The following is a 16,226-nucleotide window of genomic DNA, read 5'->3' on the forward strand; positions in this document are numbered from 1 at the left end:
AGAGCGAGGGCCACCATCTCATTGGTTGAGAATTCACCCACCCGATGGAAAGGTTGGTAAGGCTTGCCTTATATGCTGACGCGGCCCTCGGCGCCGCATCCCGCGTGCAGGGGCGTGACCGACCCCTCGCACGACAGGACCCACCATGCGCACCCCCTCCCGCGGCCTCTTCGCGGCGCTTGCTCTCACCCCGTTGCTGGCCGGCTGTTTCGTGTCGGACAGCGGCTCGGCCACCGATGGTGAGGGGGCATCGGGCGGCCGTCTGAGGGTCGCCCTCGCGGTGCCGCCGGTGCAGGCCCTGTCCCCGTACAGCAATGACGCCACCGTACTGAGCAAGCTCTCCGTGGCCGAAGGCCTCACCGCGCTGGGCAAGGATGGAGCCGCCGCGCCCGCGCTGGCGAAGTCCTGGACGCAGAAGAACGCCACCACCTGGGCCTTCGAGCTGCGCAAGGCCACGTTCCAGGACGGCACCGAGGTCACCGCCGAGACCGTCGTGGGCGCGCTCGACCAGGCAGGCAAGGCCGAGCCCAAGCCTCGTGTACTCAGCGACGTGACCCTCACCGCGAAGGCCGAGGACGCCGACACCGTCACGATCACCACCAAGGCCGCCGACCCGGTGCTCCCGCTGCGGCTCGCCAGCCCCGCGCTGGGCATCCTCTCCCCGAAGGCGTACGCGAAGGACGGCACCGTCAGCCCGGTCGGCACCGGAACCGGCCCCTTCGAGATCACGAAGCTCACCGGGAAGTCCAAGGCCACGCTCGACCGCTTCGACGGCTACTGGGGCGGCAAGGCCAAGGCGCCCGGCGTCGACGTGACCTGGATCGCCGATGGCACGGCCCGCGCCAACGCCCTGCGCGGCGGCGACGTCGACATCGCCGAGTGGATCCCCACCGCCCAGGCGAAGCTCCTGGACGAGGACACCCGTCACGAAGTGCCCTCCGTACGGACCGACAGCCTGGTCCTCAACACCGGAAGCGGCCTCTTCACCGACGCGGCGCTGCGGGCGGCGGCCCGCGAGGCCGTGGACGGCGGCGCCCTCGTCGACTCGGTCTTCGGCGGGTACGCCGACCCCGCGCAGGGCCTGTTCGGGCCCGCCGTCCCCTGGGCTGCCGACGACCGCGTCGAGGTGACCGGCCGCGCCCAGGCCGCGACCACCGCCCAGGTCGAGTCGAAGACCAAGGGCAGGACGCTGCGCCTGGCCACCTACACCAACCGCGCCGAACTCCCCGAAGCCGCGACCGTGCTCCAACAGCAGCTCGAGAAGGCCGGGTTCACCGTGAAGCAGGACGTACGCGAGTACACGCAGATGGAGGCCGACCTCCTCGAGGGCAAGTACGACGCGCTCGTCTTCTCCCGGGTGACGCTGCTGGACACCGGCGACGCGGTCGCGTACCTCGCGAGCGACTACACCGGCGACGGCGTCTACAACATCGCGGGCCTGAAGGACTCCGGCGTCGACCAGGCCATCAAGTCCGCCGCCGAAGAAGACGACACGGAGCAGCGGCAGCAGAAGATCATGCGGGCCGAGGCGGAGATCCTGCGCACCGACGCCGTCGTGCCGCTGGTCCACGAGAAGGTCGTACAGGGCATCGCCACCGGCGTCGAGGGCGTGCTCCTCGACCCCCGCGAGCGCTCCCTGGTCGACGTCGACACGCGTGTGAAGTAGCGGCGGATGAGCGTCACGCCGGTCGGCGCCGATGCACGCCCGGCCCGGTGGCGTGCGGGGGCCGGCCGTGTCGTCGCCGGCACCGCGCTGCTGACGGCCGTCGCCCTGCTGCCCTGGCTGTCCGGGAACGACCCCGCGCTGACGGTCCTGCGGGCCCGCTCCGCCGACCAGGACCCGACCCCCGCACAGCTGGCCGCCATACGGGAGCAACTGGGCCTGGACGAGGGGCCGTTCACGCATCTCGCGCACTGGCTGGGCGGGCTGCCGCGCGGCGACGCGGGCACCTCCTGGGTATCGGGCGAACCGGTCCTGCCCCAGGTGAGCACCGCCTTCGCGGTCTCCGTCACGCTGATGCTCGGCGCCCTCGTGGTGACGATCGCGGTGGCCGCGCTGGTCTGCGCCCGCACCCTGCACCTCGGATCCCGGCGACGGCTGCGGCAGGGTCGGGCGGGCACCGGGGCCGCCGTCCTCGCGGCGCTGCCCAAGTTCCTGCTCGCCTCGCTGCTCGCCACCGTGTGCGGGGTGTGGCTCGGCTGGTTCCCGTCCCAGGGCTGGGAGGGACCACGGTCGATGGTGCTGCCCGCGCTCGCCCTCGGCGTGCCGTCCGGGGCGATGATCGGCGGTCTCCTCGACCAGTCGCTGCCCGCCGCCTTCAACGAGCCCTGGGCGCGGACCTGGCACGCGTACGGTTTCCGGTCCGGCCATGTCGCCCGGCACGCGCTGCGGCGCACGCTGGCCGGTGTGCTCCCGCAGCTCCTGCCGACCGTCGTGGCCCTGGTGGGCGGCGCGGTCGCGGTGGAGAAGATCTTCAACATTCCCGGACTCGGCCGGCTCGCCCTGGACGCCGCCACGGCCCAGGACCTCCCGCCGCTGCAGACCGCGACGCTGGTCCTCGTCCTGCTCGGCGTCGTCGCGGGTCTGCTGATCCAGGCGTTGCGCCGCGCTCTCCTCGGCCCCGCCCTACGGGACGGCGCGCTGCCCACCTTGCACGCGCCGGCTCTCCCTCGGCGGCGCTCCACGCGCCGGGTCGCCGGCTTCTGTGCCGTCGCCCTGCTCACTCTGGTCGTGGCCGGGCTGCTGCGAGATCCCCTGCACGTGGACACGGCGGCCCGACTGCTGCCGCCTTCGGCCGCGCACCCGCTGGGCACGGACTCGCTCGGTCGTGATCTGCTGGCCCGGCTGGGGCACGGGGCGCTGCGTACGGCGAGTGTGGCTTTCGCGGTGACGGCGGTCAGCACCGCCCTCGGGCTGCTGCTCGGCATGGCAGCCCGGGTGGGCGCGGGCCTGACAGAAGTGGTGTCGACGCTGCCGGCCGTCCTCGCCGGACTGCTGACGACCGCGGTGACCGGGCCGTCGGTGTGGGGTGCCGCGCTCGCCGTGTGCCTGGTCGGCTGGAGTCCCTACGCCGCCCAGACCGCCGCGCTGCTCGAACAGGAACGGGCGAGCGGTCACATGCTCGCGGCGATCTCGTTCGGCGCCGACCGCCGGTACCTGCTCCGCCGCCACCTGCTGCCCGCGGTCCTGCCCTCCGTCCTGCGCAACGCCCTGCTGCGGCTGCCCACCACGGTCCTCGTACTGGCCTCGCTCGGCTTCCTCGGTCTGGGCGAGCAGCCGCCCACGCCGGAGTGGGGCCGCCTTCTGTCGGAGAACCAGCCGTACGCGGAACTGGCGCCCTGGACCGTACTCGGCCCGGCCTGCGCACTGGTCCTGCTGTCCGTTCTCGCCGTGTCCGGTACGGCGTCGGGACGCGGCAGAGCCCGAGGCCGCGAGAAGGTCCCGTCGCTCCAGAAGTGAAACTCCGCGTGGCCGGATCTCGATGCTGCCGAAGCTGAACTCCCCCGCGGCGCCGGATCGTGACGTATGCGGTGATCTGCTACGAGGCGTCGTCGGCCCTGCCGTGATCTGCCCCTGTCCTCCCGGCGTCTTCGCCGGACAGCCGGTGCCGTGTTGAGGGATGGTGGAGAAAGACGAAGGTGACACCGGAGGGCAGGGTGACCGCGACAAGACAGGGGAAGTCGGCGCGTGGAACAGTGTGCCGCGTGGATCGAAGGCGGTGCGAGGGATGAGCGCAGCCGGATTTCCCGTGACCGAGGGTGACGAGCCCGTTCGCGGCCCGGTGCAGCCGAGCGGGCTGCTCGATGTGCTCGGCGTGGCCTCGGTGGTGCTGGACACCAAGGGGCGCGTCGTGCTGTGGAGCCCGCAGGCCGAGGAGCTGTTCGGCTACACGGCGCAGGAGGCGCTCGGCGAGTACGCGTCCCGGCTGATGGTCAGCGAGCAGCACGCCGATCTGGCCGTCAAGCTGTTCACCGACGTCATGCTCACCGGTGAGAGCTGGGCCGGAGCCTTCCCCGTGCGGCGCAAGGACGGCACCACGCGCCTCGTGGAGTTCCGGAACATGCGGCTGCTGGACGACCGCGGTTCCGTCTACGCCCTCGGTCTCGCCGCCGACCAGTCGACCGTGCGCCGGCTGGAGCGGGACATGGCGCTGTCCGCGCGGATCGTCTCGCAGTCTCCGATCGGCCTGGCCGTCCTGGACACGGATCTGCGGTACGTGTCGGTCAACCCGGCACTGGAGCGCATCAACGGCGTATCCGCGAAGGAGCACATCGGCCGGACGGTCCCCGAGGTCCTGCCGTCCGTCGACGCCGACGCCCTTCAGGCCGCGGCTCGCCAGGTGCTGGAAACCGGCGTCCCGCTCATCGAGCAGCACACCGTCGGCCGCACCCCGGCCGATCCGGACGAAGACCACGCCTGGTCCATCTCGTTCTACCGGCTGGAGGACGCTCTCGGCACGGTGCTGGGCGTGGCCACGTCGGTCGTGGACGTCACCGAGCGGCACCGGGCGGGTATCGAGCGAGAGGCCGCGCGACGGCGCCTGGCCGTCATCGCCGACGCCTCCACCCGTATCGGCACCACGCTGGAACTGGACCGCACCGCCCGCGAGTTGGCCGATGTCGCCGTGCCGGAACTCGCCGACATAGCGGCCGTGGACGTGCTCGACGCGGTGATGGAGGGCCGCCCCAGCAACCTCGGGCCCGCTCAGCCGGCGGTGATCCGCGCGCTGGCCGTCAAGGCGGACCATGCCGGCGAAGCTCTCGAGGCGGCCGACCCTGCCGGGCAGCTCACCCGCTACGACTCGGACCGGCTCGTCACCCAGTGCGTACGGACGGGCCGCCCGGTCATGGTGCCGCGGGTGAAGGACACCGACCTGGCCCGCATCGCCCGCGATCCGGAATCGGCCGCGCTCCTGGCGCAGGCGGGCGTCCACTCGTATCTGGCGGTCCCGCTGATCGCGCGCGGTGAGGTGCTCGGCGCCCTGGATCTCAAACGGACCCGCAATCCGCTGCCGTTCAGCGAGGACGACCTGCTGCTCGCCCGGGAGCTGGCCGCCCGTGCGGCGGTGCAGATAGACAACGCCCGCTGGTACCAGAACGCCCGCAACACCGCCGTCACCCTCCAGCGCAGCCTGCTGCCCAGCCATCCGCCCAAGACGACCGGGCTCGAGGTCGCCTCCCGTTACCAGCCGGCGGGCGCCGCGGGTGAGGTCGGCGGCGACTGGTTCGACGTGATCCCCCTGGACGGAGGCAAGACCGCGCTCGTCGTGGGTGACGTGATGGGCAGCGGCATCAACGCCGCCGCGACCATGGGCCGGCTGCGTACCGCGACGAGCACCCTGGCCTCACTGGACCTCGATCCCGCCCGGCTCCTCGAACACCTCGACAAGATCACCGCGGGTCTGGACCACTACATCGCCACCTGTGTGTACGCCGTCCACGACCCCCATGAGCGGCAGTGCATTTTCGCCAACGCCGGGCATCTGCCGCCCGCCCTGGTCCGGTGCGGCCATCCCCCGAAGCTGCTCGAACTGCCCACCGGGGTACCGCTGGGCGTGGGCGGCGTCCCGTTCTCGACCACCGTCGTCGACCTCGAGCCCGGCGACCAGCTCGTGTTCTACACCGACGGTCTCGTCGAGACGCGCCGGGATTCCCTCGACGAACGTCTCGACACGCTGCTGAGCCTCCTCGACGACCCCGCCCGCCCCCTGGAAGAGGTCTGCGACCTCCTCCTGCGCACCCTGCACCACCCCGACAACCACGACGACGTGGCCCTGCTCATCGCCCGCGCTCAGGAGCTGGCGTAACGGTTCACTGCTCCTGCCGGACGGTCACCGGCCGGTCCTCCCTCAGCTGTGCGAAGAGCTGTCGTGCCTGGCGCATGTCCCACTTCACGGCGGCGCCCTGGGGCGTTCTGAAGGCGGGGTCGGAGACGGGGACGTTGATCTGGCGCCCATTGCCTGCCGTGACCTTGCGCATCGCCTGGAACAGGGTCACGAGATCCGGCAGGCTCGTGTCCTTGTCCACGATGAGCGTGTCGAGGCCCGCGTCGGCGGTCGGCAGGACCCTGCTCGGGTTGAGGAGCGTCTGACGATCGACCGCCTTCTTGGCGAGCGCGGCCAGGAACTTCTGCTGGTTCCGGGTGCGGCCCAGGTCGCCCTCGGCCTCCTGCTTGCGCTGCCGTACGAACGCCAGCGCCTCGGCGCCGTTCAGGGTCTGGCAGCCCTTCTGCAGGTTCGCGCCCGAGTCCTTGTCCTTGATGGCGCGGTCCAGGCACATGTCGACGCCGCCGACCGCGTCCACGATCCCGACGAAGCCCGCGAAGCCGATCTCCGCGTAGTGGTCGATGTGCAGGCCCGTGTTGCGCTCGATGGTCTGCACGAGCAGCTCGGGACCGCCCAGGGAGAACGACGCGTTCAGCTTGTTCGGCCCGCGGTAGTTCTGGCCGTTCTCGGGGCGCACGAACGACGGGAGGTTCACCCACGAGTCGCGCGGCAGGCTCATCATCGTGGTGCCGTTCGCGCCGGTGTGCAGCAGGATCATCGAGTCGGTGCGGCGGCCCTCGGTCGAGCCGGCCCGCAGATCCTGTCTGGCCTGCTCGGACAGACCCTCGCGGCTGTCCGAGCCCACGATCAGGTAGTTGGTCCCCTTGCCCCGCGCGGGGCGCTCCGGGAGCGCGCCCAGGTCGACCTCCTTGGTGAGCTCGGTGTCGGCCCACACGTACGCGCCGAACGGAGAGACGAGCATTACGGCGAGCGCGAGGATCGCCAGCCGCACGGTCCGCTTACGCCGGGTGGGGCGGCGCCTGGGGCGTCTGCCGCCGCTGTCGGGACCCCTGCCTCTGCGGGATCTGGCGCGGTGCCCGTGGGGCTGGTGCGCGGCGGCCGTGCGACCCGCGGCGGTGGACGACGGCATACCGGGCAGGGGCGCGGTGCGCCACGGGGGCGGGGCCGGGTTGCTGTCCGGCACCCGCTCCGTACCGCCCCTCACCGGATCTGGCCGGCCGCTCCCGTCCCAGCCACCCCGGCCGTCATCCGGCAGACGGTCGGTCCACTCGCTCATCGGCCTGTCCAGTCCTCACGCCATCTCGCTCACCTCGTGGTCAGGCTCTTATACGAGTCAGCGCCACCGATCTGTTCAGCGGCCGAACCGGAACGCCGCATGCGATGCCATTTGAGCCGGCTGCCGAACAGCAGGGCGACCATGGACTGGATGACGACCAGGTACGTCAGCTGCCGGTACACGAAGAGCTGGAACGGCATCGACCACAGGGCTCGTATCTTCTCGCCGTCGAGCTTCAACGCGTAATAGGCGCAGAGCAGTTGGGCGCCCAGGAAGCTGAACCACACAGCGCCCGCCAGCCAGGAGTCGAGGAACAGCACCGCGTACAGGGCGAACACGTCGATGACCGGGGCGAGCAGCGGAAGGGCGACCTGGAACAGCGCGATGTAGGTGAGTCCGCGCCGGCCGAAGCGCCCGGACACTCCCTTGTCCAGGACTGCACCGCGGTGCTTCCACATGGCCTGGATCGTGCCGTAGCACCAGCGGTAGCGCTGCCGCCACAACTGGCCGAGCGAGGTGGGCACTTCGGTCCAGGCGACGGCGGACTCCTCGTAGAGCACCCGCCAGCCCGCCCGCCACAGCGCCATGGTGAGGTCGGTGTCCTCGGCGAGGGTGTCCTCGCTGACCCCGCCGACGCTCACCAGCGCGTCCCTGCGGTAGGCGCCGATGGCACCGGGGACCGTGGTCATGCACTCCAGGACCTCGAACATCCGGCGGTCGAGGTTGAAGCCGAAGCAGTACTCCAGGTGCTGCCACTTGGCCAGCAGGCGGCGCCGGTTGCCGACCTTGGCGTTGCCGCTGACGGCGCCGACGGCGGGGTGCGCCAGCGGCTGGATGAGCCGGCGGATGGCGTCCGGTTCGAAGACGGTGTCGGCGTCGACCATGACCACGATGTCGTACTGGGCGTGCGCGAGCCCGGTGTTGAGGGCGGCCGCCTTGCCCTCGTTCAGCTTGCGGATCACCTGCACGCGCGGGTCGCCGATCCCCTCGGCGATGTCCGCCGTGCGGTCCGTCGAGCCGTCGTCGATCACGATGATCTGCAGCTGCTCGTGGGTGGAGCCCAGCAGGGAGAGGACGGTGGACTCGATACCGGCCTCTTCGTTGTACGCGGGCACGAGCACCGTCACCGGTTCGGTCACCTCCGGCATCCAGGCTGCGCCGGGGCGGGAGTTCTCGAGCCGGCGGACATGGGTCCGGGCGAAGTGGGCGAGCAGTGCGAGACGCAGCAGTCCGAGGGTGCCCGCGATGCCGAGTACCCAGGTCATGGCGTTCGAGAAGGCGTCCCCGAGCTTGGTCACCCAGACCAGGAAGGTGCCCTGCCAGCGCTCGGCGGTGGACGCGGGCTCGTACGGGTCCAGCCTCATCCCGTCCGACACGGTGGTGAAGCGGTCCACGTTCCGGTTGTTCAGGAGCTTCTTGGTCTCCCCGAAGGCGAGCGACGTCTGGCTGAACTGCCGGACCAGGCCCAGCCTCGCCTTGCGGGACTCCGCGTCGGCGGCGACCAGTACGTAGCCCCGTGTGGCGGCCTGTTGTGCCGCCTGCCACTCGCGGCCGCACAGCGTGTCCGGTGTGGTGGTCCGCGGCAGCCGCAGCAGTTTGGGGTGCTGGCCCGCGGTGCTCCCCAACGCGCTCTCGGTCAGGTCGAGTTCGGCCGAGAAGCGGGTGGGTGACGACTCGCCGAGGACGGCGCCGGTGTACGTGTTCGAGCCGATCTCATGGCCCTCGGCGCGGATCCGCCGCACCAGCTCGGGATAACGGGCGGCCTCGGTGCCGAAGAGGAAGAAGGTGGCACGTGCCCGGTGCTGCCGCAGCAGGTCGAGGAAACGCGGGGTCCAGACGGGGTTGGGACCGCCGTCGAAGGTGAGGGCGACGGTGCGGGCGGGCATCGAGGCGGTCTGGACTCTGTTGCCGTTGATGCCCACCACAGGTCCGCCCCGGGCGACGGCGTCCGGTGCGGGCGAGGTGCAGGGGGAGCGGGTCTTCGCGGCGTCGACCTCGTGGCTGGTCCAGCCCTGGAAGAACAGGACCGCGGCCACCACGGGGAGGACGAGGAGCAGTAACAGCCAGTGGCCGCGCGGGTCGCGGGACTGCTTGTGCCGGGCCTTCAAGAGAGATCGCCTCCCTTCGCGACGTCGCGGGCCTCTTTTCCTCTCTTCGCGCATGGTGGACGGCTGGACGTCTTCTTCCGCGGACGGGTGGGGGCGACCTCGCACAACATGGTGGGCGAGTGTAGCCACAGGTGTTCGGTTGGATGGCAATAACACCGGTCGCCTCTTGGGGAGACGTAACGCACACGTAGGTTGGGGCGCACAAGTTGAGCAACCGTGCCCGAATCGGCGTATGGAAGGTGGAGGGAAATCCGCCCGCGAAGCCCCTCCACGCTGGAGGTATCCCACCCGTGACCATCACCAAGGCGGCCCCGCCCCGGGGCGATCGGCGCGATGTGGACGAGCCGCGGGGGTCGCGGGTCGACTCGTCGCTCGTCCTGATCATGCTGCTGCTCGTGGTGGTCGCGCTGCAGGGGCCGATTCGCGAGGCCGTGTCGACGCCGGTGATGCAGAGCTGGATGACGGTGTTCGTCGCGGTGGTGGTGCAGGCTCTGCCCTTCCTTGTCCTCGGTGTCCTGCTGTCGGCGGTCATCGCGGTGTTCGTCCCGGCGTCGTTCTTCGCCCGCGCGCTGCCGAAACGGCCGGCCCTTGCGGTGCCGGTCGCCGGGATGGGCGGGGCGGTGCTGCCCGGCTGTGAGTGCGCTTCCGTGCCGGTGGCCGGGGCGTTGGTGCGCCGGGGCGTCGCGCCCGCGGCGGCGTTCACGTTCCTGCTGTCCGCTCCGGCGATCAACCCGATCGTGCTGACCGCCACCGCCGTCGCGTTTCCCGGCAAGCCGGAGATGGTCCTCGCGCGGTTCGTGGCGAGTCTGCTGGTGGCCTGTGCGATGGGCTGGCTGTGGCAGCGGCTCGGCCGCACCGACTGGCTGCGCCCGCCGGCCCGCCCCGAGTCGGAGGGCCTGGGCAAGGGGGCGGCGTTCTGGGGGTCCGTACGGCATGACGTGATGCACGCGGGCGGTTTCCTCGTCATCGGCGCGATGGCCGCGGCCACCCTGAAGGCCGTGGTTCCGGCGAGCTGGCTGCAGGCCACGGCCGACAACCCCGTCCTCGCGGTGCTCGCCCTGGCGGTCCTCGCGGTGCTGTTGTCGATCTGCTCGGAGGCCGACGCGTTCGTGGCCGCGTCCCTGTCGCAGTTCTCGCTCACGGCGCGGCTGGCGTTTCTCGTGGTCGGGCCGATGATCGACCTGAAGCTGTTCGCCATGCAGGTCGGCACGTTCGGCCGTGGCTTCGCGCTGCGGTTCGCCCCCGTGACCTTCGCCCTGGGTGTCCTGGTATCGGTCCTGGTCGGGGCGGTGCTGCTGTGAGCCGGCAGGCACAGGCAGCCGTGCTGTTCCTCATCGGCGGGGCGTTGCTGCACGCGAGCTTCACCGATCTCTATCTGCGGTACGTCAAGGCCGGGCTGCGTCCGCTGCTGCTGGTGGCCGGCGTCGTCCTGATCGTCGCCGCCGTCGCCACCGTCTGGTACGAGCTGCGACGGCCGCGCGTGGCCAAAGGGAAGGCCGCAGAGGACCGGTCCGAGAACCAGTCCGGGATCGAGCACCATGACGGGCACGGTCACGCCCACCGCGAACCGCGCGTTGCCTGGCTCCTCGCCCTGCCCATCCTCGCGCTCATCCTGGTCGCCCCGCCCGCGCTCGGCTCCTACAGCGCCATGCGCACCGGCACAGCCCTCCAAAAACCGTGGGGCTTCGAAGACCTTCCCGCGGGCGATCCCGTACGGATGAGCCTCGTCGACTACGCCGGCCGCGCGGCCTACGACCAGGGACGCGACCTCCACGACCGGCAGATCAAGATCACCGGCTTTGTCGCCCTGGACCGGGGCGGTACGCCGTACCTCGTCCGCATGGAGCTCAACTGCTGCGCCGCCGACGGCCAGCCCGTCAAGGTCGGCCTGGCGGGAAAGACTCCTCCCGTCCTGCAGCCCGACACCTGGCTCGAAGTCACCGGCACCTACACCGGCAAACAGACCAGGGACCCGGTCAACGACGGCGTCATCCCCTTCATCGACGTCACCGAGGCCAAACCGGTCCCGGCCCCGCGCGACCCGTACGACGAGGGCGGGGGCGGCTGAGCGTCGGATCGAGTCATCGTCCATGCCGAGGGCTCGCGGTGCTACGGGCGGCGGCGGCCGGGTGCAGGAGTGCGAGTGCGCCGTCGGGATCCAGGGTGATGTGGACCGAGTCGCTGATCCGGTCGAGGGTCGCGCGCAGCCAGTCCCGGTCCTCGTCCGTCGCGGGCTCCAGCCGCATCCGCCGGACCCGCAGCGGCACCATGCGCAGGCCGGCCAGCCGTCCGGTGTCCGCCTCCACCGAGACGAAGTAGGCGAGCCGGAGGTCGTCGCGGTAGCGCTCGTAGCCCGTGATGCCCTCGTAGTCGTCGATGAAGTCGCCGCAGCCGTAGAGGATCAGCCGGTCGCGGTACACCTCGATGGTGCGGGGATGGTGCGAGGAGTGCCCGTGTACGACGTCGACGCCGCCGTCCACCAGAGCGCGTGCAAAGCGGATGTGCTCCCGGGGGATGCGGTAACCCCAGTTGGAGCCCCAGTGCACGGAGACGACCGTGATGTCACCCGGCAGCTTCTCCTGCCGCACTCGCCGGACCGTCTCGGCGGCAGCGGCAGCCGACGGCTCGACGACATGGGCGACACCGGGCACGTACTCGGTGGCCGCCCAGCCCGGCGGGATGCCGCTGGACTCCATCCCGAGGGCGAACACCAGCACACGTGCGGTGCGGCTGACCGTCACCGTCGCGGGCGCATGCGCCTCGTCGGCGTTGCGCCCCGCTCCCACCGTCCGCAGACCCGCCCGGTACAGCGAACGGAGCGTCTCCTCGAGACCGGGGTGGCCGAAGTCCAGCACATGGTTGTTGGCCAGGACGCAGACGTCGGGCCGGGCCACGGCCAGGGCGGGCATGTCGGCCGGGTGCATCCGGTAGTGGATCTCCTTGCCCGGCTCGAAGGTGTCGCTGCGGGTGACGGCCGTCTCCAGGTTCACGATCCTGGCGTCCGGGGCGGCCTCCTCCAGCACCCGTAGCGCCTCGCCCCAGGGCCAGGAGGGTTCGACCGGCGCGGGGATCGGGCCGTTCACGGCCTCGGCCGACTCGACGTAGGAACGGGCGTCGCGGACGTAGCCTTCGCGCAGTGTCGGGTCACCGGGATGCGGAAGGATCTGGTCGACGCCGCGCCCGAGCATCACATCGCCGCAGAGGAACAGCGTCACGACGCCGTCGCCCATGTCTCAAGCGTACGGAAATCGGTTGACGTGTGAAGTGCTGGAACGTTCGTATGGCGGTCGGCCACAGCCTTACTTCAGGAAGGTGCTCATGGGCGGCGGCAAGATGCATGCCGACGAGATCGACCTCGACGTGTCTGACGTACGTCGACTGATCGCGGCGCAGTTTCCGCAGTGGGCGGATCTTCCAGTCGAGCGGATCGAGTCCGCCGGTACGGCCAACGCCATGTTCCGGCTCGGCGGGGCCATGGCCGTGCGGCTGCCCCGTATCGCAGGGGCGGCGGGCGATGTGGAGAAGGAGCACCGGTGGCTGCCCCGGCTCGCTCCCTCGCTTCCGGTCGCCGTTCCCGTACCGCTGGTCAAGGGCATGCCCGACGAGGACTATCCATGGCCGTGGGCCGTCTACCGGTGGCTCGACGGCGAGACTCCGGCCGTCGGACGTATCGCCGAACCCGGCCGACTCGCCAAGGATCTGGCCGAGTTCGTGGCTGCGTTGCGCCGGATCGATCCCGCGGACGGGCCTGCCTCGTATCGCAGCGAGCCCTTGGCCGCACGGGACGCGACGACGCGTGCCGCGATCGAGGAACTGCGCTCAGTCGTCGACCCCGGCGCTGCGGCCGTCGCATGGGAGGCGGCCCTGGGCGCCCCCGCGTGGCCCGGTCCTGCGGTCTGGATCCACGCGGACCTGCAACCGGGGAACGTCCTGCTCGCCGACGGCCGGCTCAGCGCCGTGATCGACTTCGGCTGCCTGGGCCTGGGCGATCCGGCCGTCGATCTGATCGCGGCCTGGTATGTGCTGCCGGCCGAAGCGCGTGGCGCCTTCCGCTCCGCTCTGGAACGCGATGACGCCGCCTGGGAGCGAGGCCGCGGCTGGGCGCTGTCGATCGCGCTCGACGAACTGCGCTACTACCGGGACACGAATCCGGTCATGGCGAGCATCGCGCGACGCGTCATCCACGCGGTTCTCACCGGTACCTGATGTCGGCGGAGCTGTAGCGGCAGTGGGTGCCGTCCGCGCCGCTGCCGAGTTTCGTCGGTTCGTCGCCGGAGTCGTTGCCCTGGAAGCGTTCGCATACGTTCATCTCGCCGCCGACGATGGTGATGCCGGAGAGATCGGCGGTGTCGCCGTAGTTGGCGTTGACGCCGACCAGCGACTTGCCGGGGCCGGTCGCCTTCACGTTGCTGACCACGACATGGCGCTCGTACTGGGTGTCGCAGTTGCCGCAGGACCGGTAGAGCTTGCCGAAGTTCTCGACCTGGAAGTTCTTGATCGTCACGGTGCCTGCGCCGTTGTGCTGGAAGACCTTGTCGTCGGCGTTCCTCGCGCCGCCGCCGTCGATGGTGTATTTGGCCGAGGCCGACGTTCCCTTGAAGGTGGCGGCGTCCTCGCCGACGTCCTCCCACCACACGTTCTGCAGGGTGCAACTGCCCAGGCAGTGAATGCCGTCGGCGGCCGGGGCACCCAGGATGACGTTCTTCAGCACGGCGCCGTCGGCCAGCTCGAACAGGGCGTCCTGGTCCTCGTCCTGGCCGCCGCCGCCCAGTGCGCCGGAACCGGAGTAGCGCTTCATACCGCCGTCGTAACTGCCGGAGACCTCGATGGTGGCGGACACCGGCTCGCCCGCCGGGGCGTTCGGCCATGCGCCGAGGGCGGTGCCTTGAGAAGGCGTACGAGGGCGGGTCGCCGATGCGGTGGGTTCGGCGCGCTTGCTCGGCGACTTCGAGGGCGAGGCGGAGGCGGACGGGGATGCCGAGGGCGACGCCGATGACGAGGGGGACGCCGACGGGGATGACGTGGGCGTCGGAGCCACGTCGGACACCGCCCGCAGGCTCCAGCTCTTGCTGCCCGCCTTGTCACAGGAGTCCTGCTGGGCCAGGCCGCCCTTGAGGTTCAGGCACTTGCCGCTCTTGCCATTGACGAGGTGGTACGCCTCGCCGGCTTCGCTCGCTTTCCAGACCTGTGAGGTGCCGTCGCCGCAGGCCTGCTGCCGCACAGCCGTGCCACCCGACGTCGACGCACTCTGCACGTCGACGCACAGACCGCCGGACGCGGCCTTCACTCTGAACCCCTCGCCGGACTCCGTGAGCTGCCAGACCTGCCCCGCCCCACCGTCACAAGCCGCACCCCCCAACTGCGCGCCGCTCGACGGCTCAGCCAGGCACGTACCGTCGCCGGCGTTCACCAGCTGGTACGTCCCGGCATCGGGTCCGGACCCGGAGGCCGAAACGAGCACCCCGCCGACGATCGCGCCGCAGGTCAGAACCGCGGCCAGCGCGCTGATCAGTACGTTTCTCCGGCGGTTCGACTGATTTCGCCGCGGCCCGCGATGGGCTGCTCTCTTACCCACGTCGTTGCTGTCCTTCAGGGGTGTGCAGTTCAGGTCGGTCCCGCACCCCTCTGTCGCCACCGGTCGCACAAAGGTTGCCGCCGGTGGCCGAATTTATACGGTGCCCGCTACCCGGCCGCTCCCAGCCGCTCGACGAGGTCGTACCAGCCGGCCGCCAGTCGCTCCACCGACATCCCCCGCTGGGTGAGCAAGTGGTCGGCGAGGAGGGTGCCGAGATAGCCGAGCAGCGTGTGCGCCACGAGTTCGATGTCGCCGGGCGCCTTCAACTGCCGTAGCAACAGGGCGAGATGGCCGAGCCTGAGGTGATTCGCCGGGCTGCTGTAATGGCGGGCCAGGTCCCCGTGGGCGGCCAGGTAGAGGTCGCGGTGGGCGCGTTCGTGGCGGATGATGGCCGGGCCGAAGGCGCGCAGGCGCTCGGCGGCGGGCGCGTCCGGCCCGAGCGGGGGCGGCCCCGTGAGGAAAGCGGTCTGGAGCTGCTGCTCGTGGTGGTCCAGGAGGGCGAGCATGAGCCCGGCGCGGTCGCCGAACCGCCGGAAGACGGTGCCCTTGCCGACCTTGGCGGCGGTGGCGACGGCCTCCATGGTCACGTTCCCGATCCCGCGCTCGGCGGCGAGTTCGGCGGCCACTTCCAGCAGGCGTGTGCGGTTGCGTGCGGCGTCGGCTCGCAGCCTGGGCCGCTCCTCGGTCACGGTGAGGGTGAGATCCACCTGCCCGGAGGGTGGTGCCTGCGCGGTCGGAAAGAGTGGGAGCGGCTCGGTCATGGCTTCAGCGTAGCGCTGCGGGGAATAGAAGTGGACCGCGGTCCGGTTAGTCGCGGACAGAACTGGACCGCGGTCCGGTTAGGTGATACAACATTCAACGGACCACGGTCCGCTTGTTCCGGCCCACTCTTTCTGGAGTACCACCCATGTCTGTACGCATCCTCGCCCTCGTCGGCAGCCTTCGCGCCGGTTCGCACAACCGTCAGCTCGCCGAGACCGCCGTCAAGCACGCTCCCACCGGTGTCGAGATCACGCTCTTCGAGGGCCTGGCCGACGTGCCGTTCTACAACGAGGACATCGACGTCGAGGGCAGCGTGCCCGAGGCCGCCGCCCGGCTGCGTGCCGTGGCCGGCCAGGTCGACGCCTTCCTGCTGTTCTCGCCGGAGTACAACGGCACCATGCCGGCCGTGCTGAAGAACGCGATCGACTGGCTGTCCCGCCCGTACGGCGCCGGCGCGATCTCCGGCAAGCCGGTCGCCGCGGTCGGCACCGCCTTCGGCCAGTACGGCGGCGTGTGGGCGCAGGATGACGTCCGCAAGTCCGCGGGGGTCGCCGGCGCCACGGTCCTGGAGGACGTCAAGCTCTCCATCCCCGGCTCGGTCACCCGCTTCGCGGACACCCACCCCTCCGATGACAACGAGGTGGTCGCCGGCCTGACCGAGGTCATCCAGCAGCTCTCCCAGGCCACGCCCGCCGCGGCCTGACACCGGCAATCCGCCC

At 70.8% G+C, this 16,226-nt stretch carries 11 protein-coding genes and 2 pseudogenes; 7 read left to right on the top strand and 6 right to left on the bottom strand.

Translation table 11 applies throughout. The features are described 5' to 3' along the window. The first annotated feature begins 145 nt into the window (after nt 1-145). The 3 genes from IEZ21_RS30170 (at nt 146) to IEZ21_RS30180 (ending at nt 5,807) form a co-directional block, all read left to right on the top strand. The gene (locus IEZ21_RS30170) at nt 146-1,666 is read left to right on the top strand and encodes an ABC transporter substrate-binding protein (protein WP_189325027.1); all 1,521 of its coding nucleotides are present in this window, start codon (nt 146-148) and stop codon (nt 1,664-1,666) included. 6 nt (nt 1,667-1,672) lie between these two features. Next, complete coding sequence (locus IEZ21_RS30175; protein WP_189325028.1) at nt 1,673-3,460, top strand: ABC transporter permease subunit; 1,788 nt, start codon at nt 1,673-1,675, stop codon at nt 3,458-3,460. Between the two features lie 268 nt (nt 3,461-3,728). After that, nucleotides 3,729-5,807 (top strand): SpoIIE family protein phosphatase, encoded by a 2,079-nt coding sequence (locus tag IEZ21_RS30180; protein WP_189325029.1) that lies wholly within the window; start codon nt 3,729-3,731, stop codon nt 5,805-5,807. A gap of 4 nt (nt 5,808-5,811) precedes the next feature. Here the strand turns inward: IEZ21_RS30180 and IEZ21_RS30185 are convergent, their stop codons facing one another. Both IEZ21_RS30185 and IEZ21_RS30190 read right to left on the bottom strand, forming a co-directional pair. Beyond that, on the bottom strand, nt 5,812-7,062 hold the full coding sequence (locus IEZ21_RS30185) for an LCP family protein (protein WP_189325030.1): 1,251 nt from the start codon (nt 7,060-7,062) through the stop codon (nt 5,812-5,814). A 29-nt stretch (nt 7,063-7,091) separates the two neighbouring features. Beyond that, a complete protein-coding gene (locus tag IEZ21_RS30190; RefSeq protein ID WP_189325031.1) occupies nt 7,092-9,224 on the bottom strand; it encodes a bifunctional polysaccharide deacetylase/glycosyltransferase family 2 protein in 2,133 nt (710 codons plus the stop codon). Between the two features lie 236 nt (nt 9,225-9,460). On the opposite strand from IEZ21_RS30190, the gene IEZ21_RS30195 reads away from it, so the two are divergent. Both IEZ21_RS30195 and IEZ21_RS30200 read left to right on the top strand, forming a co-directional pair. Beyond that, nucleotides 9,461-10,471 (top strand): permease, encoded by a 1,011-nt coding sequence (locus IEZ21_RS30195; protein ID WP_189325032.1) that lies wholly within the window; start codon nt 9,461-9,463, stop codon nt 10,469-10,471. Continuing rightward, complete coding sequence (locus IEZ21_RS30200) at nt 10,468-11,238, top strand: TIGR03943 family putative permease subunit (protein ID WP_189325033.1); 771 nt, start codon at nt 10,468-10,470, stop codon at nt 11,236-11,238. The genes IEZ21_RS30195 and IEZ21_RS30200 overlap by 4 nt, the downstream gene beginning before the upstream one ends. Nucleotides 11,239-11,251: 13 nt before the next feature. On the opposite strand, the gene IEZ21_RS30205 is transcribed toward IEZ21_RS30200, so the two are convergent. Further along, a complete protein-coding gene (locus tag IEZ21_RS30205) occupies nt 11,252-12,400 on the bottom strand; it encodes a CapA family protein (RefSeq protein WP_189325034.1) in 1,149 nt (382 codons plus the stop codon). A gap of 88 nt (nt 12,401-12,488) precedes the next feature. Between IEZ21_RS30205 and IEZ21_RS30210 the strand changes: the two genes are divergently transcribed. Further along, nucleotides 12,489-13,376, top strand: coding sequence for an aminoglycoside phosphotransferase family protein (locus IEZ21_RS30210; protein WP_189325035.1), 888 nt, complete (start codon nt 12,489-12,491; stop codon nt 13,374-13,376). Here IEZ21_RS30210 and IEZ21_RS49145 read toward each other — a convergent pair. The 3 genes and pseudogenes from IEZ21_RS49145 to IEZ21_RS30220 form a co-directional block, all read right to left on the bottom strand. Next, nucleotides 13,363-14,052: pseudogene (locus IEZ21_RS49145) on the bottom strand (pectate lyase); the annotation flags it as partial. The gene IEZ21_RS30210 and the pseudogene IEZ21_RS49145 overlap by 14 nt on opposite strands. A 225-nt stretch (nt 14,053-14,277) precedes the next feature. Then, a pseudogene (locus tag IEZ21_RS49150) lies at nt 14,278-14,814 on the bottom strand (RICIN domain-containing protein); the annotation flags it as partial. A gap of 38 nt (nt 14,815-14,852) precedes the next feature. Then, nucleotides 14,853-15,506 (bottom strand): TetR/AcrR family transcriptional regulator, encoded by a 654-nt coding sequence (locus tag IEZ21_RS30220; protein ID WP_189325036.1) that lies wholly within the window; start codon nt 15,504-15,506, stop codon nt 14,853-14,855. Nucleotides 15,507-15,652: 146 nt separating this feature from the next. On the opposite strand from IEZ21_RS30220, the gene IEZ21_RS30225 reads away from it, so the two are divergent. Next, nucleotides 15,653-16,210, top strand: a complete 558-nt coding sequence (locus IEZ21_RS30225) for an NAD(P)H-dependent oxidoreductase (protein WP_189325037.1) — start codon at nt 15,653-15,655, stop codon at nt 16,208-16,210. The last annotated feature ends 16 nt before the right edge of the window (nt 16,211-16,226 follow it).

The organism is Streptomyces flaveus, from assembly GCF_014647675.1.
Lineage (GTDB): Bacteria > Actinomycetota > Actinomycetes > Streptomycetales > Streptomycetaceae > Streptomyces > Streptomyces flaveus.